14 protein-coding genes and 2 tRNA genes are annotated in these 22,944 nt (G+C 48.3%); 15 read left to right on the top strand and 1 reads right to left on the bottom strand.

The features are described from left to right. Positions 1-300: 300 nt before the first annotated feature. The 8 genes from DXA36_RS17705 to DXA36_RS17670 all read left to right on the top strand — a co-directional run bounded on the left by DXA36_RS17705 (position 301) and on the right by DXA36_RS17670 (position 10,447). Positions 301-1,017, top strand: coding sequence for a LytR/AlgR family response regulator transcription factor (locus DXA36_RS17705; protein ID WP_118680811.1), 717 nt, complete (start codon positions 301-303; stop codon positions 1,015-1,017). A gap of 95 nt (positions 1,018-1,112) precedes the next feature. Next, positions 1,113-2,927 (top strand): ABC transporter ATP-binding protein, encoded by a 1,815-nt coding sequence (locus DXA36_RS17700; RefSeq protein WP_118680810.1) that lies wholly within the window; start codon positions 1,113-1,115, stop codon positions 2,925-2,927. Further along, the gene (locus DXA36_RS17695; protein ID WP_182479134.1) at positions 2,920-4,704 is read left to right on the top strand and encodes an ABC transporter ATP-binding protein; all 1,785 of its coding nucleotides are present in this window, start codon (positions 2,920-2,922) and stop codon (positions 4,702-4,704) included. Before DXA36_RS17700 ends, DXA36_RS17695 begins: the two co-directional genes overlap by 8 nt. 145 nt (positions 4,705-4,849) lie before the next feature. Next, the gene (locus DXA36_RS17690) at positions 4,850-5,917 is read left to right on the top strand and encodes a LacI family DNA-binding transcriptional regulator (RefSeq protein WP_118680808.1); all 1,068 of its coding nucleotides are present in this window, start codon (positions 4,850-4,852) and stop codon (positions 5,915-5,917) included. 114 nt (positions 5,918-6,031) lie between these two features. Beyond that, positions 6,032-8,098 carry a beta-galactosidase gene (locus DXA36_RS17685; RefSeq protein WP_118680807.1) on the top strand — a complete coding sequence of 689 codons (2,067 nt, stop codon included), beginning with the start codon at positions 6,032-6,034 and terminating at the stop codon, positions 8,096-8,098. 113 nt (positions 8,099-8,211) lie between these two features. Next, positions 8,212-8,284: transfer RNA gene (locus DXA36_RS17680), tRNA-Val, on the top strand. Positions 8,285-8,292: 8 nt separating this feature from the next. Next, a tRNA-Met gene (locus DXA36_RS17675) sits at positions 8,293-8,366 on the top strand. A 326-nt stretch (positions 8,367-8,692) separates the two neighbouring features. After that, entirely contained in the window at positions 8,693-10,447 is a 1,755-nt protein-coding gene (locus tag DXA36_RS17670) for a hypothetical protein (RefSeq protein WP_118680857.1), read from the top strand. A gap of 735 nt (positions 10,448-11,182) precedes the next feature. Here DXA36_RS17670 and DXA36_RS17660 read toward each other — a convergent pair. After that, on the bottom strand, positions 11,183-11,512 hold the full coding sequence (locus DXA36_RS17660) for a helix-turn-helix domain-containing protein (protein WP_118680805.1): 330 nt from the start codon (positions 11,510-11,512) through the stop codon (positions 11,183-11,185). Positions 11,513-11,995: 483 nt separating this feature from the next. On the opposite strand from DXA36_RS17660, the gene DXA36_RS17650 reads away from it, so the two are divergent. From DXA36_RS17650 to DXA36_RS17620, 7 genes are all read left to right on the top strand, one after another. Further along, entirely contained in the window at positions 11,996-12,964 is a 969-nt protein-coding gene (locus tag DXA36_RS17650; RefSeq protein ID WP_118680803.1) for an ABC transporter permease, read from the top strand. A gap of 12 nt (positions 12,965-12,976) precedes the next feature. Continuing rightward, positions 12,977-13,837, top strand: coding sequence for a carbohydrate ABC transporter permease (locus DXA36_RS17645; protein ID WP_118680802.1), 861 nt, complete (start codon positions 12,977-12,979; stop codon positions 13,835-13,837). Between the two features lie 102 nt (positions 13,838-13,939). Beyond that, positions 13,940-15,613 (top strand): extracellular solute-binding protein, encoded by a 1,674-nt coding sequence (locus DXA36_RS17640; protein WP_118680801.1) that lies wholly within the window; start codon positions 13,940-13,942, stop codon positions 15,611-15,613. Positions 15,614-15,731: 118 nt separating this feature from the next. Further along, complete coding sequence (locus DXA36_RS17635) at positions 15,732-18,290, top strand: hypothetical protein (protein WP_118680800.1); 2,559 nt, start codon at positions 15,732-15,734, stop codon at positions 18,288-18,290. A 164-nt stretch (positions 18,291-18,454) separates the two neighbouring features. Continuing rightward, complete coding sequence (locus tag DXA36_RS17630; protein WP_118680799.1) at positions 18,455-20,698, top strand: glycoside hydrolase family 88/105 protein; 2,244 nt, start codon at positions 18,455-18,457, stop codon at positions 20,696-20,698. A gap of 132 nt (positions 20,699-20,830) precedes the next feature. Then, the gene (locus DXA36_RS17625; RefSeq protein WP_118680798.1) at positions 20,831-21,061 is read left to right on the top strand and encodes a hypothetical protein; all 231 of its coding nucleotides are present in this window, start codon (positions 20,831-20,833) and stop codon (positions 21,059-21,061) included. A 154-nt stretch (positions 21,062-21,215) separates the two neighbouring features. Next, positions 21,216-22,943 carry a cache domain-containing sensor histidine kinase gene (locus tag DXA36_RS17620; protein WP_118680797.1) on the top strand — a complete coding sequence of 576 codons (1,728 nt, stop codon included), beginning with the start codon at positions 21,216-21,218 and terminating at the stop codon, positions 22,941-22,943. Position 22,944: the final 1 nt, after the last annotated feature.

Raw genomic sequence — 22,944 nt, 5'->3', positions numbered from 1 at the left:
AGGATTAAGAGGTAGGGGAAAGCAGGGCGCAAAGGGACTTGGAATGGTAATTATTGTTCCCTGCTTTACCCACATACCTATGACATGTTTTGTGGAAAATAAAAATAATATATAGTGGACAACTATTCAGACAGGAAAGACGATAGTCACCTTAAATGGAGGCAGTCGTCTTTTTATATGTGTGACAACTTAAAAGACAGCGGGGAACGATAATGCCAGTTATGAACTGGAAACAGCCAAGTATGCATTCCGCCTTGCATTCTAAAAAAGCCCACTCTATAATTGATGTGAGGAGGTGGTGTGACGGTGCTGATTATCGGAATATGTGACAGTGATACGGCGGTGCGCGTCATGCTTGCCGATTTTATCAAGCGTTATAAATCGGAAACGGGATTGGCTGTACAGGTACTCGCTTATGATAATGGGGAAAAGCTTTTACAGCATTATTCGTTTGAAATGGATCTGATTTTTCTGGAAATATCATTTGCTAAAATGAGTGGTATTGAAATCGCAAAAGGTATCCGTAAAGTGGACAATAAGGTTGGAATCGTATTTTTGACCACGCTTCTCAATCATGTGCTGGAGGCCTATGAGGTGCGTGCGGATAATTACCTGATTAAACCGCTTAAATATTCCCGTTTTCTCAAAGAGGTGGAAGAGGCCAGGGCCCGTAAAGGGCAGAACCGTTTTTTTATTGAAGCAAATGCAAACGGCATTTATAAGATTTACACACAATCTATCCGTTTTATTGAAACGCAGGAGCATAATACCCGTATCCATACCGAGTCAGATTCGATCGTAAGCTATAAAAGGATGAAAGATCATGAGGCGGCATTATATGAGCCGTATTTTGTACGGTGTCATGCAGGGTATATTGTGAATCTTCTTTTTTTCGAAAAACAGGAAGCCAATCATATGATTCTGATGTCTAACGGGCCGGCATCCGGCGAGATTATACCGGTTAGCCGCCACAGGCGGGCGGCCGTTCTGGAACGGATCAGGCAATTGTTCCCATGAACAACGAACCGGTCGGATGCACACGTATACCCGTTTAACCTGGCGGCAGGGGACAGAGGCAGAGTACGCGCCGGAGTGCGCAGATAGGAGTAACGGTGAAAAAGCTTGCGGAAAATATCCGGACAATCGGCTGGTCAGTAAAGCTTGCTTTGCAAATCAATGCAGGTGTATTTTTGCTGTGGGGGACGTTGGGAATCGGGCTTTCCGTACTTCCCTCCATTGCCCTTTATTTTAATCGCCGGACCGTATCGATATTGTCTGCTTTTTTACGTACGGGGACAGGAACGTTCGGTGATGTGTTGCCGTCTGTCATCAGCCTGGGTATTATTTTGACAGCTGTCGGGTTGTCAAAGCGTGTCAATGGAAATTTCCTGTATTTCATCATGTACGATTCTTATTATTTCGGACTGGAAGAGTATATGATGGATGTGGTGAAAAGAATAGAGCTTAAAACGCTCATGGATAAGAAATACCGGGATGAGCATTGGTCTGTAATGGGGCGGTGCGGAGCGCTTGCCGATTTCATGAGTTCAGGCTGTCTTTTTCTTACAAAGCTCACGGGTGCGGTTTCTCTTCTTTTTGTGGCAGCAAGGATATCCTGGGTGATATTTGCTTTTTCTTCCCTTTATATAGCCGCAGTGTTGGTGCTTAATATACTTACTGCCGATAGGCTCAGGTGGGACGGACGTGTGTATAATGAAGCATCCCGCCTTGCGGATTATTATCAGGAATCGGTGATGGAACCCGGAGCTGCCAAAGAATTGCGTGTTTATGATTTAGGCGCGGAAACTCTCCATAAATGGGAGAACGCTTATGAAAAGGTGGAAAAAATCGACAGGCAGTATGTAAAAAACCGTCAGATAGTAGCTTTTTTCAGCAGTCTGGTGTTTTATATTTTTATAGCTGCAATGATGGTTTATTGCATTTATCAGGTTGCGGATGGGAGGATGTCTGTAGATGTATTTTTAATGCTGTATGCTTGCGGGCTGAGTATAAGCGAAGTGGTACAGGTCCTATCTTCCAGCTTTCAGGAAGCTGACCGGGGACTCTATTTTCTGAATCTGCAGCGGAAGTTTGTACAGGCGGTTCCGCAGACGGCGGCGGATTGGGATGAGGGGTTTGTTCCCGCCGAAGCGGATACCGTTTTCCGGGCGGATAATATTTCTTTCTCATATGACGGTCAGACGGAAGTATTGCATGACCTTACTTTTGAAATCAAAAAAGGGGAAACCATCGCCCTTGTAGGGGTAAACGGCAGTGGCAAAACGACACTTGTCAAGCTGCTGATCGGCTTATTTTCCCCGACTAAAGGCAGGCTTTCCTTTTATGGCAAACCCTATGACAGCCGCACCCGGGGGGCGGTTATCCAGAGAGTGGGAATGTTTTTTCAGGATTTCTATATATTCCATGCTACGCTTCGTGAAAATGTGGGGTTTGGTGATATAAAAAGTCTCGCCCAAATCCGGCGCATAAAGCTTGCCATGGAGAAAGGCGGTGCCGATAAGCTTCCGGATCGTTTCCCTAAAGGGATGGAGCAATGGCTGCTGAGAGATGTTATCAAAGACGGAGCCATGCTTTCCGGAGGGGAAAAACAACGTGTTGCGGTATCTCGTGCTCATATGAGTGATAAAGAAATCTTAATTTTCGACGAACCTGCGGCAGCGCTTGATCCCATTGCGGAGATGAAACAGTTTTATGCAATCCGGGAAAAAATTGAAGGGCGGACTGCTGTTTTAATCAGTCACAGGGTGGGATTTGCCAGGCTTGCCGACCGCATTCTGGTGCTTGACGCAGGACACCTTGTGGAGAATGGTTCCCATGACAGCCTGATGCAAAAGAACGGTATATATGCCGGTTTTTTCAGGGAGCAGGCACAGTGGTATGAAACGGAGGAAACAGCGGATGAGTAAACTTCGTACACTGCTTAAAGCGCTATGGATCAGTATAAAAATCAAAGGGCCTGTTTCCGTGATAATCAGCCTTCTGGGATTTGCTGCGGCTTTTTTACCAGTATTGCTTGCGGGATATCTGCGGGCATTGACCGATGCACTGCAAATGCTGGCAGGAGAAGGCGGCGTTCCCGGGAAAGCGCTGAAGCTATTTTCCGGAATCGTTATGCTGTATATCGTACAGGTCGTTATAACCAACGTGCAGCAATATACAGTCGGGCTGGATGAGATAAAGATGGAACGGTACTTGAAACGGACAATAATGCGCCATAAATGTGAGGTACGGTATCAATATGTGGAAAATTACGATGACTTTCACAACCGTCTGGCTTTTATTGAGGAATATGCAGGAAAGCAAATGGCCAGGAGTATCACTTATATGATAACGGTTCTGCAGCTGTTGCTCGCATTTTGTGCGGCAGCGTTTACCCTGTGGAGTGTAAGCCCCTTTATTGTCCTGATTCTGTTTATAACCAGTATTCCTGCCGCCCTGCTGTCTTATTTCCAACAGGAGGAAACCTTTCGCTATAGGGCGAAATGGATGGAAGAAGGATCCCTTGCCATTCATTATTTCCATATTATCGGAGGGGGCGGGTATTCCTATGATGGCTTACAGGAGATCAGGCATTTTGCCCTGTTTGATTATCTAAAAGCACGCTGGCGTGCCATTGCCGACGAGTATATCGGTAAAAAAAATAAAATAATGGCCAGACATATCAAGTGCAATATGGCGGCTGACTTTCTCCGCAGTATTGTTTATCTGGCCGTTTTATTCATTGCAGCAAGGGCAATTTATCAAAATCCGGTATTGGGGCTTGGAACCTTTACCCTGGTATTCACACTTTCCGGACAACTGCAGAATACGGCGAGTGAATGCCTTGTGGACATTATGGTACTGGCACAAAATATACCTTATATGCAGGAGTTTTTCTATCTGGATAAGCTGGAGCGCGAAGTCTGTTCGGCAGACAGCCCGGAAGAGGGCACCGGTGAGATTACTTTTGAGAATGTTTCTTTTGCTTATCCGAATTCAGATAATAAGGTTTTACAAGACATAAACCTGCGCATCCGCGAAGGGGAAAAAATTGCTGTTGTGGGGGAAAACGGCAGCGGAAAGTCCACCTTTATCAGTCTGCTCTGCGGAATGTTCGATCCGTTGACCGGACGTATCCGTGTGGGCGGTGCAGATGTGGGTTCCCAACCGGCGGCAGCGCGGAAAGCGGTGTCCGTGGTTTTTCAGGATTTTGCCCATTATGAAACAAGTATCCGTGAAAATATTACAATTTCTGATAAACATAGAAATGCTGCGGATCAGGAGATTATGGAGCTGCTGCAGAAAATAAATGTGGATGATGTTGTAAAGGAGCAGAAAAACGGCCTTCATGAACTCGTGGGATCTTTTTCTGAAAAAGCAAATAATCTTTCGGGCGGTCAATGGCAGAAGATATCTCTGGCCCGTGCCGCCTACCGGAACAAAGCGAAAATAATGATTTTAGATGAACCCACATCAGCCCTTGATCCGGTTGCGGAGGCACAGCTGTATCATAATTTTACGGCACTGACGGAAGATAAAACAACGATTTTGATTTCACATAGGCTGGGGATCACTTCCGTGGTGGACCGTATCCTTGTATTTAAGGAGGGAAGAATAATAGAGGATGGCTCCCATAAAGAACTGATGGCAAAAAAAGGGTATTATGCGCAGATGTATCACGCACAGGCGCAATGGTATGTCTGATAGTATTTGTGTGTGGCCGCGTGACCACATATTTCGCTATTGTAATCCACAGGAACATAAGGGTAATATAAAAATAAAGATATGGCAGGTCTGCGCCGAGCGTAAGAGATGGTAACGCGGCAATTCTGCTGAAGGAAGGAAGCACATGGTCACCAGAAAGGAAGTAGCCCGGAAAGCAGGGGTGTCGGTCTCCGTGGTATCCCGTGCGATGAACAACAGCGGGTACGTGGAAGCGGAAAAGAAAAAAAGGATACTGGAAGTGGCGGATAAACTCGGCTACTATCCCCATCCTGTCGCAGAGGCGCTGCAGAAACGCAGGACAAAGCAGCTGCTTTTTTTCTGTAAGGATCTGCGGAATTCCTTCTATATTGACATGTACCAGGGGATGGTGGAAGCCGCAGGAAAACGGGACTATATGATGGTTTTTAACGGCAGTATGGATTTTGAGAACATACGCAATGCCATGATCGACGGAATCATCATGCCCAACGAGGTGATCACCCGGCATTATCTGGACACGGTGGGAAAGAATTACCGCCTTCCGGTGGTGAGTGCTTCTTATGGAAGTCCTGTCCGCTTCTCCCGTTCGGTTCCCCGCGTGGAAATCGATATGGAAAAGGTGATGGAGCTTGCGGTTAAGGAACTTCGGGCCAATGGCCACAGACGTCTGGCCCTGGCAATGCCTTATCCGTTCCGGTGTACGGATGTCAGGCGTCTGGCCTTCTGTTCTCTCATGGAAGAGGTGTACGGAGACAGGATGAAGGATTACTATATTGGTATACATAGGGAAGATCTTGCCGGGGACAGCCGTATCCTTGCCTTTCTGGAAGAAGAGGAACCGGAAAACGGTATGCGTCTGCTGGAAGAGGATTTCTTCGGAAAAGGAGAGCTGGCGGCCCAGTTGTTTGTGGAACGAAAAATTGACGCCACAGCCGTGGTGGCTTTTAACGATGAATTTGCCCTTGGCATGTGCAAACGGTTCCATGCATTGGGAATCCGGGTGCCCCGGGATATTTCCCTGATAGGTATAGACGGCAGCTCCGCCAGAAAATACCAGGATCCCTGTCTCACCTCGGTAGGGCTGTTTCCGGAAAAACAGGGGGCAAAGTGCGTGAACGTCCTGCTGGATATGCTGGAGGGGAAAAAAGTAAAATATATATCAGGGTCACCGGTGAAGCTGGTGAAAGGGGAATCCGTAAAAAAACTGGATTAAAGCCTGTCTGGCGCAAAAGGAATGGAATGAAGTAAACAAGGGAATCAAGGAGGAAAATTCCTCTGCTCGTCAGAGGACTCGCATTTTGCTCCGCAAAACAAGGAGGAAAAAGGAATGGAACGAAGTATGAAGCTTGACAAAATTACATTGGGAACCTGCTATTACCCCGAGCACTGGCCGGAGGAAATGTGGGAAGAGGATCTGCAGCGTATGCTGGAAAACGGGATTGAGGTAATCCGTATAGCGGAATTTGCCTGGAGTAAAATCGAACCCCGGGAAGGGGAATTTACCTACGGATTTTTTGACCGTTTTCTGGAAAAAGCGGAAAAGGCCGGCATGAAGGTTATCTTCTGTACGCCCAGCGCCACACCTCCCGCCTGGTTAACGAACAAATATCCGGAAGTACTTAACGCCAATATGGACGGCGTCCTTTACCGTCATGGCTGCAGACGCCACTATAATTACAATTCTCCCAAATACCAGGAGCTGGTTACACGGATCGTGGAAAAATCCGCCGCCCACTATGCACCCCACCCTGCTATTATCGGCTGGCAGATTGACAATGAACTCAACTGTGAAAAAAATGAATTCTATTCGGAGAGTGACACGATAGCTTTCCGCGTGTTCCTGAAGAAAAAATACCATACGCTGGATGCGCTCAATGAAGCGTGGGGAACCGTTTTCTGGAACCAGACCTATACGGATTGGGAAGAGATCTATGTTCCCCGCCCGACACCAAGTAATGCAACCAATCCTCATGAAGTCCTGGATTATGTCAGATTTGTGTCCGACAGCACCTGCTTTTTTGCAAAAATGCAGAGTGATATCCTGAAAAAATATGTGAAGCCCGGTGATTTTATCACCACCAACGGTCTGTTCGGCAACCTGGACAACCACCGCATGACAGAAGAAAGCCTGGATTTCATCACCTATGATTCCTATCCCAATTTTGCCTACTGCCTGGATTCCTACGAGTCGGAGAAGGACGGTCTGCGGGACAGGAAATGGAGCAGGAACCTGGCGGAGGCAAGAGCCGTATCCCCTGTGTTCGGCATCATGGAGCAGCAGTCCGGGGCAAACGGCTGGAATACCCGTATGGAGGCTCCTACTCCTAAACCGGGACAGATGACCCTTTGGACCATGCAGAGCATCGGCCATGGGGCGGACTATGTGAGCTACTTCCGCTGGCGTACCTGTACGATGGGGACGGAAATCTACTGGCACGGGATTCTGGATTATTCCGGCAGGGACAACAGACGTCTGGCAGAAGTAAAGCAGATACATAAAATGGTCGGTGCGCTGGAGCCTGTGACCGGATCCCATTACCGGGCCGAGGTAGGTATTGTGAAGGATTATGATAACCTTTGGGATGCCGGCCTGGATATGTGGCATCAAAGAGTGGACAGAGAGAGCAGCAAGTCCTTATTTGCCGCCTGTCAGAAAACCCATACGCCTTTTGATTTCTGTTATCTGGATCATATGCGGGCTGAGGACTTGTTCCGGTATAAGGTGCTTTTTTATCCCCATGCCACCATAGTAACCAGTGAAATGGCAGAAAAACTGACGGCCTATGTGGAGCAGGGAGGCTGCCTTGTACTGGGATGCCGCACCGGTTACAAGGATGAAACCGGAAAATGCGTGATGAGCAGGCTTCCCGGGCTGCTGCAGCCCCTTACCGGTACGGATATCCCCGAATACACCTTCGTGTCCCCGGCGGACGGTACGGTTTATGCGGATTGGGACGGCGTGCAGATCGAAGCCTGTATTTTCAATGATTTGCTGGAACCCCTTACGGAGCAGGCCAGGGTGGAAGCAAGATACGTTTCCAGCTATTATGCCGGAACACCAGCCCTTATCAGCAATACAAAAGGGAAAGGACGTGTTTATTATTTCGGAGGCGCCTTTCATGAGCACACGGCCCGTGTATTCCTGGAAAAATTGGGAGTTGCACAGCCATATGGGGATATCCTCACCCTTCCGGAGGGCTGCGAACTGACAGTAAGGGAAAGTGCGGACGGAAGCCGGTATTTCTTTGTGATGAACTACCTGGAGGAAACTGCGGAAATCTGTCTGAAGGAAGTATTCCTGGATTTGTTTGAAGGAAAAGAAGCAGAAGGGAAACTGGAGCTGCCCCCTTATGGGACAAAGGTACTGGCAAAAATAAATAGTATAAACCGATAATTTCATACTGGAAAAAAGTTTCAAAAAATGTGTTGACAAGTTGTCCCATTTTTTGTATACTAATCAAGCAGGTTACGGGTGCGGTCAAAACACTTCAAAACTTGTTTGATTATGGGATCTTAGCTCAGCTGGGAGAGCATCTGCCTTACAAGCAGAGGGTCATAGGTTCGAGCCCTATAGGTCCCATATATTTCGGCGAGATAGCTCAGCTGGCTAGAGCACACGGTTCATACCCGTGGTGTCGAGGGTTCAAGTCCCCCTCTCGCTACTATGTTAAGTACAGCGGAAATGCCCTGTTGGGGGATTTCTGCTGTTTTTTATTGCAGTAACCGGAATACAATTGAGTAGGGTCAATTTTACAATAGAAGGTTATTCCTGGCCGCCCGGATCCATTCCGGTTCGGAGCAGAAGGACGGAAAGGGCGTGTTTTTTCCGGCATCCTTTGTGTAGAAAAAGGATATACCTTATGGTACAATGGCAACAATACAGGCCTGTGAGTACAGCGGGGAATCATCAAAACAACGTGGGCCGGATGCGGAAAAGTATCAGATAAAGAATACTATTGGAACCTGCAGAATGGGGAAGCGAAAAAAAATGTGGAAAAAAGAGATTATTTACGAAGCGGCAAAACCAATCCTCTATTACCTGGTGAAGGAAAACGGAGAATTGTTCCTGAAGCATACTTATGACTGTGACTGTGAAAATCCTGTAGTGGAGGAATGCTTCATTCTCCCCTCACAGGAATCGGAGAACAATAAAGCCTGCCGCATCACTGCCAAACGCCCGTTTCGGGTCGCGGCAGATGAGAAGCACCACAGGGCGGAGATCCTGTTTGACGGCACGGAAGAAGAAATCAGCCTTTCCTTCTATCCGGGAATTCCCCATTGTGACATGATGGGAAATGCTATGATCCTGGAGTTTGAAAATGGGCAGGAGTTTGAAGAAGCCGTTTATCAATTTTACTGGAAGACACTTCTTCCCTCTGTTGCAGAACGAACGGCCGGGGCAGGCTATCCGGTACGGGACGGTTATGTTGTGAGCACACTTCAAAAAGAAGTATATGCAGGAACCTATCCCGATGTGGATCATGAATTCCAAATCAAAGGCCGGGCAGCCATGGGGGATACCTTTGAACTGGGACTGATCCGGCGGATGCTGGAGCTGCAGTTAAAGCTGATGGCGGAGGATCCGGAACAATTGTACCGGGATCCCTGTTCTCTGCAGCCTGACGGTGTCAGGGAATACCATGTGAGGAGAAGCAGTAAGGATCGGCAGACCAATGCGGTGATGTTCCTCATCACCGGCAATGTGGAAATCATTGAATCCGCATGGCTGTATGTGGCGGCCTCCGGAGACTGGGACTGGTTTTTGAATCATAAGGAAGGGCTTGAAAATTCCCTGTCGCTGGTGGAGGACTGTATGGACAGGCAGGGGCGTCTCTGGTCCGATGTTTACTATGAAGATCAAATCATCAAGGACGGAAGGGAATGTATGTCAGCCGCTCTGGCGGCGGATGCCATGAGACGTATGGCAGATTTGGAAAGAAGAGCCGGGGATTCCGAAAAAGAAAAGAAGTATCTGGAGCTGGAAAGGAAACTGGCCCGGGCTATGACGGCGGATCTTCCCGGAGGCTTCTGGGATCGTGAAAACGGACGTTTTATTGACTGGGTGGACAGATGTGGTATCACACACGATCATATCCATCTGTTGGCAAACGAACTTCCTCTGCTGTTTGGTTATGCGGATGCGGGGCAGGAAAAAGCCGTGCAGAAGCTTTTGGAAGAATGCTTTGATGAATTCCAGCGCTTTCCCACCTTTTTATCCGCAAGGATACAGGACTATACCGATTCGGAAATCGGTTTGCCTTATGACCTGTGTGCGGCAGGAAGATATTGGTGCTGGGATTTTGCCTTCTGGGAGTCCCTGGGAAGGAAGGATATGCTTGAGCGGCAGCTTCTGGCTGTCTGCAGACAGGCAAAGCTGGACGGTTATCTGATGGGGGAACGTTATGATATGAATCATATTTTCTATCAGGATGATAAGAACTGGCATGGAGCCGCCCATTATTATGAATATCCCTGTGTATTCATCTGGAACCTGATCCGCGGATATCTTGGGGTACAGCCTGATCTGGATGTGGATGTAAAGATTGCCCCAATGCTGAACAGGCCCGGCAAGGTGAGGCTGGAAGCGGAATGTTATGCCCTGGAATATGAAATGAACGGCAGCAGCTTATCAGTAAAAAATCTGCTGGATCGGCAAAGGACCTTCCTGCTCTGTATGAATGGAAAAGAAAAGAAGGTTACCCTGGGATTCGGCGAAAGCATTTCATGGGATTTTGCGGAATGAGGATGGAAGCTGCAGTGTAGGTCTTAAAACAACATGAATTAATACCTTATTCATTATATTATGGAAGGACCGGCCGGAGCGTAATTCTTGTAATTACGCTTTTTTCATGTCCATATCTTATACAGCCGGAGAAGATAGAACCTTCTGTAAGGGTTTCAAAACCCATAAAAAACGGCTTGTGATACTTCCCAGCCATTCTCCAATATAAAATTGTATTGTATGACTCTTTTTTAGGGAATTTTCCAGACAGCAGAGTGGAAAGTGCCAGGAGTAATGAGATTCCCGGAATTTTCCTTTAAGAGTGTTCAATACACCATTGCCGCAAATTGGTTGATACAAGGAGAGGAAGCAAATATTTCCGGGAATTTTGGCCACATTAATTGCAGAGCTGCGGAGCAATACATAAGGAATGATAATAAAGGATCCGCTCTTTCGATGTCAAAGAAAAAAATACCCGTTGGTTCAGCGGAAAATGAACAGTAACACAAAAGGCATAAAAATTACACATTATACTTGACAAAACCAGCCGCAGCGGTATCATATTTATAATAACTTTGTCTTACATCTTCTTCGTGTCCCATAATGCGGGATGCTGTTACGCAATTAAGCGTTCATTCATATCTGAGATAGTATATTCATTTTATATCCCATTATCTATATACCCACCCTTTTTCGTTTTTGGAATTACCAGCCGCATGGGCACCAGAATCATATCATCCCATGGCAAATTGATAGCTAATTCTTTTCCTGAAGTTCTGCCAGTTTTCTTATCTGATCCAAAGCGTAATCTTGAAATTCAGGGCGTAAGGTTTTGAATATGGACAACGCTTCGTCAACTTTTGCCACGTCGGCAGGGTCGCTGTCAAACATTTCACCTTCGCCGCTTTCCAGCCAATATGGGTTCACTCTATACAGTTGACAAATATGGCGGAGCAGAAGTTCCTTCGGTTTTACGCGATCATATTCCAAGTTGCTTATTACATCACGGCTGACACCCAGCTTCTCGCCAAATTCCCGTTGTGACAGCTTTAAAGCCTCACGAACGGCTCTTATTCTATTAGGCAAATGAGTTTCCTCCTACTACTTTTATATGATTAATGTCACCTCATTTTACAACACAAAAATAAAATAGTCAACACAACGACAATCTCATAAAAGTGTTTACAACACTTATTGACTGTGTTATACTGAGTCTGCAACACAATACATGAAAGGAGGTTGAGGGTATGCCGCAAAACAGTTCAGATATAAAACGGCTGGCGGAGCTGAATTCCCTTTTCTTGACTCTGAATAATAAGGATCAGGATATCGCCCTCATAATTTTGAGATCGTTGAAGTTCGCTCAATCCGTTATGAGTTCCCCAGACCCGGCCGATCGCACCCGTAAACCACCTGAGAACCGTTTCGCTTAACGTAAGCTGCTCACAATTTCATCAATATTTATTATAATCCAAAATATAAAACCTATATTTATGTGAATTTGCAGAACGGCCGGAGTTATGGAAATGTAGGAAACGTATGATCAAATATAAGTAATGGAGGGTTGGAATGAAAAAGGGAACAAAAAATTTGCCGGGAAGCAGCCAGACAGGGGGAGGCAGACGGTTGAGGACGAGCAACGCAACGCTGGCCTATTTTCGAAGGCACTGGCTGTTTTACGCTATGCTGATTCTGCCGGTGCTGTATTATTTTCTGTTCTGCTACCGTGCCATGCCCGGCGTGGTAATTGCATTTAAGAACTATAATATGTTTACAGGAATCTGGGACAGTCCCTGGGTGGGAATGGAATTCTTTAAACGGGTAGCGCAGTCCGATCCCTTTTGGCGTTCCGTACGGAACACGTTGGTTCTGAATATTCTGGGACTGGTAGTCGGGTTTCCGCTTCCCATTATTCTTGCGCTGTTCCTGAATGAGATCATGCATACCGGTTTTAAGAAAACCGTGCAGACTATCATTTACCTGCCCCACTTTATTTCCTGGTCTGTTATCGGCGGTATGATGTATCAGTTTTTTGCCTCATCCGGACTGATTAATACCGTTATCAAGGCTTTTGGAGGGGAAGCGGTTCCCTTTCTCACGAATAAACCCTGGTGGATTTTCACCTATTTTATTGTGGGCGTCTGGAAAAGTATCGGCTGGAATACGATCATTTATCTTTCCGCCATGACGGGTATCGATCAGGAAATTTACGAAGCGGCCCGTGTGGACGGATGCTCCCGGTTCCGTATGATGACGGCCATCACCGTCCCCTGCATCAAGGGTACGATTGCGATCATGCTGATCCTGGCGGTTGGCGGCATGGCAAGCATCGGTTTCGAACAGCCCTATGTTATGCAGAACAGTACAGTCATGGAAGTGGGTGACGTAATCAGTACCTTCGTATACCGTGTCGGTTTGGAACAGGGAGATTTCAGCATCGGTACTGCGGTGGGCCTTGCCCAGTCGGCGATCAACTTTGTCCTGGTAATCAGCGCCAATGCCGTCAGCAAGCGCGTATCCGGCAACGGTATCTGGTAAAGGAGAAAAGCTATGAAGGATAAAGTATTTAAAGTTATTACGATATCGGTGGTGGTGATCATCGCTGCCTGCTGCCTTTTCCCGTTTCTGCACGTTCTGGCAGTGTCTTTTTCCGATAAAACGGCAGTGATACGCGGAGAAGTCCTTCTTTGGCCCCAATCATTTAAACTGTCTGCTTATAAGGCAGTGTTCAATAATAAGGGGCTGATGGATTCCATGTGGTTTACGTTAATCCTGACCGTAGTGTATACCGTGTTCAGCCTAATAATGACGATTTTATGCGCCTATCCGCTGTCATACCCCGGCCTGAAATTTAAGTCGCCTATCTTGCTTTACATACTGTTTACCATGTATTTCAGCGGCGGCATGATCCCCGGTTACCTGAACATCAAGTCGCTCGGGCTGCTGGATACCTTCTGGGTGCTGGTGTTTCCGACCGTGCTGTCCACCTATAACATGATCCTGATGAAGAGCTTTTTCCAGGCCATGCCGAGAGAACTGGAGGAATCGGCCTATGTAGACGGCGCCAACGATTTTGTGGTACTGATCAGGATCGTACTGCCTCTTTCCAAGGCCATGCTGGCCACAATCGCCCTGTTCTATGCGGTAAGCCGCTGGAACGGCTTTATGGATGCGATCCTCTATATTAACGATGAAAGTATGTATACCATTCAGCTCCGCCTGCGTCAGATGATCCAGGCCAGCCAGGTTAGCTCCATGATGGAAGAAATTCCGGAGATGAAAGCGGATCTGATTGCCGAAACAATCAAAGCCGCCTGTATGGCCTTCAGCATGATTCCGGTTATGATTGTCTATCCATGGCTGCAGAAGTATTTTGTCAAGGGTGTTATGATCGGATCCGTCAAGGGATAATACAGCGGGTTATTCTGCCGGACATCCGGCGGAACAACGGCGGGTGTTCCGGTTTGCGGGATCTCTGCCATAATAAAATACAATTTAGTGGAGGTATGTTTTATGAGAAAGTTATTTTCAAGGAAAAAGTTTTATTCCGCTGCACTGGCATCGGCGCTGGCCCTCAGCCTGATCGGATGTAAAGGCACGGAAAGCGCAGACAGCACGTCTGCCGGTACGGGCAGCCAGACGGCCGCTGAGACCCCGGCCGGAGAAGAAGGGCAGTCAGCTGCTGAAAACGCGGCAGAACCCACTACGCTCACCGTCATGGTATATGAGCGCGGCAACACTACCGAAACCTATGGTTCCGCGACGGACAATTACTGGACGCGCTGGATTCAGCAGGAGTTTGGGGATCCCAACAACATTACGCTGAAGTACATTCCGGTACCCCGAAACGAGGAAACCCAGAAAATCAACACCATGATGGCTTCCGGCTCTGCTCCCGACATCATCTTCAGCTATGACAGCAACATGATCATCCAATACGGCAAGGACGGCGGCCTGGTGGAGCTGACCGGGTTGATCGATCAATACGGTCCCAACCTGAAGGAAAACCTGGCGGATTCCCTGCTCTATGGACAGTCCGAAGGCCAGCAGTGGGCTGTTCCGGCGAAACGTTCCAATGTCGGATGGCAGACCACCTATATCCGAAAAGATTGGCTGGATGAAGTGGGATATGAGCTGCAGACGGATGAAAACGGATACTATCACATGAGCATCGATGATTTTACGGATCTGCTCCATCAGTTCAAGGATCTGGATCCTTCCGGCCAGGGGGGAGAAATGTATCCGCTCGGCATGGTTGGTGCCTGGAACGCAACGCAGACCAGACCCATCATATGGTCCTTCCTGGAAACCGAAAACCTGACGGGAGAAATGCATGCCTGCTATAACGAGAGATTCTGGCCCGGTTATAAGGAAGGGGTGCGCTACCTGAACCAGCTGTACAACGAAGGCCTGGTGGATCCGGAATTCATGACGGATACCGATACCTCTTATACAGCATTCAACAGTCTTCTGAGCAATGGCCGCACTCTGGCGTTCGCCCATGATGCGAACAGCGAGCTTACCGGCGTAACGGCTTTGTATGAGGCGGATCCGGACGCGGAGGTGGTTCCCCTGTATCTGGACAACGTGCACGGAACACAGTTTAACAGAATATATGCACCTACCGGCATGTATATAGCGGTTCCTTCCACCTGCGAACATCCTGAAAATGCGATCAAATATCTCGACTGGCTTGCGGATTATGACAATGCAAAGGTCCTGAGCTACGGTTTTGAAGGAATCCATTATGAGATAAAGGATAATACCTTTGTTACCATTCCCCATACGGATGAGGAAAAGGCAGAGTCTGAATATGACTTTGAGCGTCTGAATACCGGCGATCTTATCCTTGTTTATAATGGTGCGCCCTTTGGCTATCGGGAGTCAACGGAGGGAATGGATGAAGTAAAGGCAAAAATGACACAGCTGAAGTATGATTCCGCCGGGGTTGCAACCGTTGGCGGACAGGCAGACTACTACTTCCAGGGTATTCAGACAGAAACCGACCGGAAGTACGGCGGCCTTGTTCCTAATATCGAAGCCGAGCTGCCCAGGCTGATTGCCTGTGATCCTGCAGTGTTTGACACGGAGTATGATGCGATACTGAACGAATACCTGAAACAGGGCGGACAGGAAATCATTGACGAGAAGATTGCACTTTATAACGAGCTGGAAGTCGAAAAATAAGTTTATATTCTGGATAAACACAAGCCTGCATTCAGTCAGTGCAGGCTTGCGTTTATTCCCGCGTGAACAATCACTGTATGGCACAAAATGGGAAAGGTGAAAAAGGAGAAAGGATATCATGGACTCATATTTCAGAAAAGAACTGTTTCCGGGGAAACCGATCCGTCCATTTATGGTGACCGGTGTTCTGGAGAAGGATTATACCGGGGAACGGACGAACCGGGCTTCTCAGGCCTGTCTGGAGGAGATGCTCGCACAGGCGCAGAAAGATTTTGCGCAGAAGAAATTCCGGGAATTCGATTTTTTTACTCTCTGCGGAATGAAGGGAAAATGGACAGTATGCGACGCACAGTCTCCCAGGTATGCGGACGGGCATTATTACGTGATGGAAAAAGCGGCTCTGATGCCGGTTTATCTGGAGCTGGAAAGCGGCAGCGATCAGGAAATCACGGTGCAGACACAGGAATGCCGGCTTGTGATGCTGTTAAACGGAAACGTTATATATGATAACAAAGATATATATTTCAGAAAACGTCCGCGCCGCTATGTGTTTGAGCATGTGGAGAATCCGAACCGTGAAACGGTTACGTTGGATCTGAAAGCCGGAAAAAACACTTTGATTGCCGTTACCGGAAAAATTGACAGAGGAACGGGTATCAGCTTCAGCATGGAGCTTGTTTCCAGCCAGGCGCCCCTGTATGCAGCGGTGCCGTTAAATATGGATGAAGAGGTTCGGGCGGAAGTTTTCCGCAGCCAGCTGGAAACCCACATGGAGGATGACAGCTATGTGCAGGGGGAAATGCCGAAGCTTCATGTGGGAGGTTTCCCCCTCAAACACTGCAGGGTAAAGCTGCAGGTTACGTCCCCGGACGGAATCCCGCTGTTTTCCGCCGTATGCAAAGCTGCGGATGGTGAAAAAAGCGCAGCTGACCAGGCAGGGAACATAACTCTGGCAGGAATGGACGTTCCGGGTATGTATAAGATCGGCATGTCCTGGTTCCTGCCGGACGGCACTCTTCTGACGGAGAAAACCATGAACTTTACCATGGTTGAAGTGCTGGAACCCTGTCCCGGCTGGGAGCATTTTGAAGAAAGACGCCGGAATGTTCTGGATCGCCTGGCGGCGCAGGGTAATGCTCTCGGGCTGTACCGCCTGGGCCGCGTCAAAGAGATCGATCCGGATACGATCCGCGGCATGTGTGACAAAATCGAACGCAGGGCGGACTGTGCTGATTTTGACCTGATGCCATTATTATGGCTGATGTGGGAAGACCGGGAGACCGGGCTGCTGGATCCGGAAATTGTACATATGGTGAAGAAAGCCGCGCTTGGATTCCGTTACTGGGTGGACGAGCCGGGGACCTCTTCCATGTTCTACTGCTCGGAAAACCACCGCATCGGCTTCCATGTCTGTGAGTATCTGGCGGGGCTGCTGTATCCGGAGGAGATCTTCACGAACTGCGGCCAGAACGGTATGTATCACTCTCTGAAGGGACGTATGCATCTGGCGGAGTGGCTGAACCAGCGCTGCCGCGCAGGCTTTGACGAGCCTCATTCGGATTCCTATCTGCCAGTGACGATTTCAGCGCTTTTGGTGCTTCGTGAGGTGCTTCCCATGGAGGAATATCCTCTGCGTAATATGGTGAACATCCTTCTGGATTTTATGACCTTCCTCTTTGCGGTCAGCAATTTTGATGGGGTTATGGCAACGCCGAGGGGACGCAGCTATAACATGCCGCTGAGAACCAGATTCGCCAGTACGATAAACGGGCTTTTCTGGATTTTCTTCGGAAACGCGCCTTCTAACGCAAAATTTGCCAATCAGGAGATGGCTTTCAGCTGCTATGTTCCTCCCAAAGCGCTGTGTGAACTCGCTGATAATTTCACTCCGGCGACCTTTACCTTTAAAGAGGGCATTATGCACTTTGACAAGCACAACGCGGACTTCACCATCCGCCGCACACCGGATTATATGATTGGCGGCGTGCGGGATCATAATGTGGGAATGTGTGACATGCATTTCATCTCCGCTATGATCGCCCTGCCCGGTGATATCAGTATTTTCTTCTCTTCGCCCAATAATGTGGCGGAAGGCAGCGGGCTTCGCCCGGATTATTGGGCCGGTCAGGCATTCCTGCCCCGCGTGCTTATGCACGGCCGTACGCTGGCAGTGATCTGGCACGATGTGAACAATCCGGATATCTGGATCACACACTGTCATTTCAATGCCCGCAAGTTTGACGAGGTGGTTTCCGAAGGCGGGTGGACATTCGGCCGCAAGGGGGACAGCTATGTGGCAATCTATTCCAGTATGCCCCATTCTTTTTGCAAGGAAGGTTCTTACGCAGGAAGAGAGCTGGTCTGCGACGGCAACGAGACCGTATGGCTGGCTGAATGCGGCAGCAGCCGTGAGGATGGGAACTTTTCTGATTTCATAAAAAAAATGCTTTCCGCCGAAATCATTCAGGAAGACGGACAGTTCACCTTTGTCTCTCCGGGCAGCGGCAGGCTGGAATTCGGCCTTACGGACGGTTTCCTTGCAGACGGCCGGCCGGTTCCGGTCCCGGACGATTTGATATCCTGCCCTTATCTGCACTCCCGCTATGGAAGCGGCCGCTTCAACTATACCTGTCCCGGATTTACGCTCACCCAGTGGTCCTATCCGGCAAGCGAATAAAGCAGAGCTCCTACGGCAGTCGTTCTTAATTCGTGTTAGTGCGGCTGCCTGACACGCTGCCCGCAGGGACAGAACACATCCGGTCAGGACTCCCCTCGTGCCTTAAACGAGCCTCCCCTGACCGGATAGCTGTAATTATCTGAAGAGAAAGAAGAAGGGAACATATGAATGAAGTTTTAAAAAAGGAAGATTCTGCTTACGCCGGCGGCTTCCGGAAACCGGAAGAGGCTATCCGGCTTATCAGTGAAAGGATGCTGACACACCGGCCGCGGGTTGAACTGAGCCTGCACCCTTATTTTAAGCAGGAGCATATGGCTTTGAGGCCGATTTCCCAGATGGCGGAGCTGAATCTGGATGGTGTTTATCCGCAGGCACAAACCGGGGATGTCGCCTACATCCGAACCTGGCCCATGGCGGACCGGGACAGCGAAGCAGTGCTTACAATCGCCGGCAATGCCAAAATCTGGATGAACGGCGAAGAGATATATGCCGGAGAGGATCTGCAAAAACCCCTGTCCGATGTGAAAGAGGAATATGAGTACACGATTGTGGATGTTTCGATGCGGAAAGGTAAAAACGATCTGCTCATACGATGTACAAAGAATGAACACAGTTGGGGACTTCTGCTTTATATCGCCTATCCCCGCTACCCTTTTCGCTGGACGAGAGATTATCTTCTTTCGGTGCGTCCCACCCTTCCCTTTGACGAAATGAAGGGAATGGAAGGTTTCGCACATATTGGGCCGCTGCCCGCGGATTTTGATACCCGCAGGCTGGAAGAAACGATTGAACGTAATGAGGTCGGTTATAGAGACGTCCTGCAGCTTTCCCCGGGAAAAACGCTCCGCTGGATGCCCAGATGGGACGAAAAATGCCTGGGAAGCCGGGTGGATTTTACGGAGACGTTCGGCAGCAGCGGGGGCTGTGCCTATGCTCTGAGTTATGTGCAGAGCCGGGAAGGGGAAAACTACATACTACAGCTTACCGCTTCCGGCAGTTCCCGGGTTTTTGCAGCGGGAAAAATTTTCGAGGTTCCGTCTGGCCGGAAAACGGAGCTTCCCATTGTCGGAACCGGAAAAGAAATAGAGATTCTGATCAAGCTTCCCTGCACCGGTTCGGATTGGTGGATGGACGGCGCCGTCCGCACAAAAGACGGAAAAGAAATCAACAGCGTTCCTTTTGTACAGGCTGGAAACAATGGAGCCGCACGCTGGATCCTGACAGGTCCTTACGTAACGGGGACGGGAAATCCCCTGCTGATTCCTTTTGCGCCGGAATATGAAATCCAGTTCCGGCATCCTTATCCGCTGGGCGGTTATCAGAAGGCCTTCTGGCGCATGCCTCAGAGGGAGACCTATATCCGGCCGTATCGGGACGGCATCTTTTTCGGACAATGGTTCTATGCCGTCCAGGTGGGCCTGCACGGCCTGATGCATGCAGCGAAAGCTACCGGTAACAGGGAGCATCTTACATACTTTGTGGACAGCATCCAGACCATGGCTGATTATTTTGAGTACAAGGACTGGGATAAGGAGCAGTTTGGCGATCCGACGCTTATCCCGAGAGCCTGGGGCCTTCCGGATCTGGATGCCTGCGGCACCATCGGCGTGTCCCTGATTGAAACCTATGAAATAACGGGAAATCAGAGACTGCTTCCGGTTATTCACGCCATAGGGGACGCAGTGATGAACCATATCCCCCGGTTTCCGGACGGAACCTACTTTCGCGTAAAAACCATGTGGGCAGACGATCTGTACATGAGCTGTCCTTTTCTTGCCAGACTGTTCCGCCTGACCGGTGACAAAACCTATGAAGAGCAGGTTCACCTGCAGGTAGAGGGCTTTAGGAAACGCCTATGGATCGAAAAGGAACAGATTTTCTCCCACATATATTTTCCGGAGGAAGAGCAGATGAGCGGAATTCCCTGGGGACGCGGAAACGGCTGGATCGCCGTGACGCTTACCGAAATTCTGACCCTTCTTCCGAAGGAGAACCCTCACTGGTGTGAAGAGCTTCGTCTGTATCAGCGCTTCATGCAGGGCATTCTTGCCTGCCAGGATTCTTCCGGCATGTGGCATCAGGTACTCAACCGTCCGGATACCTATCAGGAAACCTCCTGTACGGCTATGTTTCTGTTAAGCATTGCCCGGGGAATCAATCATGGATGGCTGGATGCGGAACGTTATCTGCCCTGTATCCGAAAGGCCTGGACTGCGATTCTACAGTATTCCGTAGATGCCGTGGGGGATGTATACGGCGTATGCCTGGGATCCGGCTGCGCAAAGGATGCGGAGTATTATAAACAGCTTCCCACTAAGAAAAATGACGACCATGGTACGGGAATCGTGATGATGGCGGCTGCTGAAATGATGAAGATAACTATTAAAAAATGTAGTAGGACATGTTAAATGGATTTATGCAAAAGAATATATTTCCATATAATACGTTAAAAAATCTATATATAATCATTATTAAATATTATAGACTTTACATTGTGTAAATGATACAATCATTGTAAACAGGACAGGAAGTGCAAAGTTATGTCATTAACCAAAGATGATTTCGATGCAATCATGGGTATGCTTAATGGAAAATTTTCACGGATTGATGAACAGTTTTCCAGGCTTGACAGCCGTCTTAATATGATTGAAGTCAAGCAGGACATAGGCAGCAGGCAATTAAGTGATTTGCAGCTTGATGTTAAAATTGCGGAAAGAGATATACGCCGTGATATCCAGATTCTGAATGATGAGATGGAAAATGTAGTTTAGGTCTTAAAACAACATGAATTAATGCCTCACTCATTATAATACTGAAGGACTGCCCGGAGCGTAATTCTTGTAATTACGCTCTTTTTATTCCCGCAGGCAACGAGCCAAACGGGCACGCCGGTACGCCGCGTCAAGGCCGGAAAGGAAAAAGGATATGAAACGATACGATAAGAAAAAAAGAAGTCTGCTCCGAACATATATAACTATCGTCGCCGTTATATGCTCCATTCTTTTCCTGTCTTTCATGCTCACCTATATCATCATCAACAAATGGTATATGAAAGAAGCGGAGCAGTCCGCACAGGCCAGGTTCCTTCAGGCACAGGAGAAGACGGCAGAAGCGGAGAAGGATATCATTAATCTGTATTCCACGGTAACCTCAAGTGAAACAGTAATATCCTATCTGAAAACATCGGATCTGTCGGAACGGACACAGCGGCTGAATGATTTTTCCCAGATGACGGGCGGTGTTATGAAAATCAATCCCGATGTGGAGGCCATCTTGCTTTATGATGAGGCGGGGCAGCTTATTGCTACAAAAGGGACGATTTTCTTTCCCCGTCAGGATTCCCTCGTAACAAACGGAATGTATGGTTTTTCCGGAACTATTGCAGATAAGGAAACCGGCTACACGTATTTCCAGGTGGAAATGCCGGTATACAGCAGGGAAGCTTCGGGAGGCTATAACCAATTGGGAAGTGTGGTCCTGTTGTTTGGCAGCGGCGGACTTGCGGATATCGTGGATACCCTTTCCTTGAACGAAGAGGTGTACTCTGCTGTTCTGGATTCTGACGGGAACGTGATTGCCTCTGCAGGAAACTGGAAGGAAGAGTACCGGGATCTCATAGACGGGGAGCAGGAAAACAGCAAATATCTGGTTTACGGTGCGAAGCTGGAAAAAAGCGGATGGAGAATAGTAAACCTGATTCCCAAGAACTCCTTTATGAATTATGTAAATCAGATACAGACCATTAATTTATTCACCTATTTCCTGGTAGCAGCGGCGCTCATAGCCATATGCATGCTGATGTACCATAAGGTGGTACAGCCAATCCGCAGACAGATGGAATTCGTGGTGGGCTATACGAAAGATACCAACCAGCGTATCGAAGTGGCGGAAAATAATGAATTCGGGGAAATGGCAGAAAAGATAAATGAAATGCTTGACGGCCTGGAAGCTTTGAACAGACAGATTGTAGAGGGAGAACGGAAATATCTGGAACTGGAATATGCCAAGAAGCAGACGGAGATGATCGCCTATAAGGGACAAATCAATCCCCATTTCATGTACAATACGCTGGAATGCATACGTGGTATGGCCCTGTATCATGAAGAAAAGGAAATTGCCAAGCTTACCGGATCCCTTTCCAAGCTGTTCCGCTATAATGTGAAAGGGGATGAGCTGGTCACAGTAAAAGAAGTGGTGAAAAACCTGAAGGAATATGCACTGATAATTGATTACCGTTTTATGGGGAAATTCAAGGTGGCTATCGGAGCAGAAGATACGCTTCTGCAGGTTTCCCTTCCTAAAATGCTGGTCCAGCCGCTGGTGGAAAACGCGGTCCTGCACGGACTGGAGCCTAAGATGGAGAAGGGGGAAGTATCTGTGGATTTTGCCGAAGAACCGGAGGAGCGTATGCGGATCACTGTCAGGGATGACGGCGGAGGAATGGAAAAGGATGTGCTGGAAAAGCTTCGGAAGCGGATGAGGTCTTATGATGAAGAGCAGGCATACGCAACAGCGAAGCACGGAATCGGTTTGTCTAACGTGTACAGGAGAATTTGCCTTTTTTATGGAGACAAGGCTGATTTCCGGATAGAAAGTGAAGTAGCAAAAGGTACTTGCATTACCATGATAGTACCGAAAAGGATGGGGGATTAAA

The organism is Eisenbergiella sp. OF01-20 (genome assembly GCF_003478085.1).
Lineage (GTDB): Bacteria > Bacillota > Clostridia > Lachnospirales > Lachnospiraceae > Eisenbergiella.
The sequence above is the reverse complement of the archived record's forward strand: the minus strand, read 5'-3'. Positions and strand labels throughout refer to the sequence as shown.

Coding starts and splice junctions, on each gene's coding strand:
- DXA36_RS17690 (WP_118680808.1), top strand. CDS start 4,850: ATGGTCACCAGAAAGGAAGTAGCCCGGAAAGCAGGGGTGTCGGTCTCC.
- DXA36_RS17645 (WP_118680802.1), top strand. CDS start 12,977: ATGAAGGATAAAGTATTTAAAGTTATTACGATATCGGTGGTGGTGATC.
- DXA36_RS17670 (WP_118680857.1), top strand. CDS start 8,693: ATGTGGAAAAAAGAGATTATTTACGAAGCGGCAAAACCAATCCTCTAT.
- DXA36_RS17625 (WP_118680798.1), top strand. CDS start 20,831: ATGTCATTAACCAAAGATGATTTCGATGCAATCATGGGTATGCTTAAT.
- DXA36_RS17640 (WP_118680801.1), top strand. CDS start 13,940: ATGAGAAAGTTATTTTCAAGGAAAAAGTTTTATTCCGCTGCACTGGCA.
- DXA36_RS17635 (WP_118680800.1), top strand. CDS start 15,732: ATGGACTCATATTTCAGAAAAGAACTGTTTCCGGGGAAACCGATCCGT.
- DXA36_RS17685 (WP_118680807.1), top strand. CDS start 6,032: ATGGAACGAAGTATGAAGCTTGACAAAATTACATTGGGAACCTGCTAT.
- DXA36_RS17620 (WP_118680797.1), top strand. CDS start 21,216: ATGAAACGATACGATAAGAAAAAAAGAAGTCTGCTCCGAACATATATA.
- DXA36_RS17650 (WP_118680803.1), top strand. CDS start 11,996: ATGAAAAAGGGAACAAAAAATTTGCCGGGAAGCAGCCAGACAGGGGGA.
- DXA36_RS17630 (WP_118680799.1), top strand. CDS start 18,455: ATGAATGAAGTTTTAAAAAAGGAAGATTCTGCTTACGCCGGCGGCTTC.
- DXA36_RS17695 (WP_182479134.1), top strand. CDS start 2,920: ATGAGTAAACTTCGTACACTGCTTAAAGCGCTATGGATCAGTATAAAA.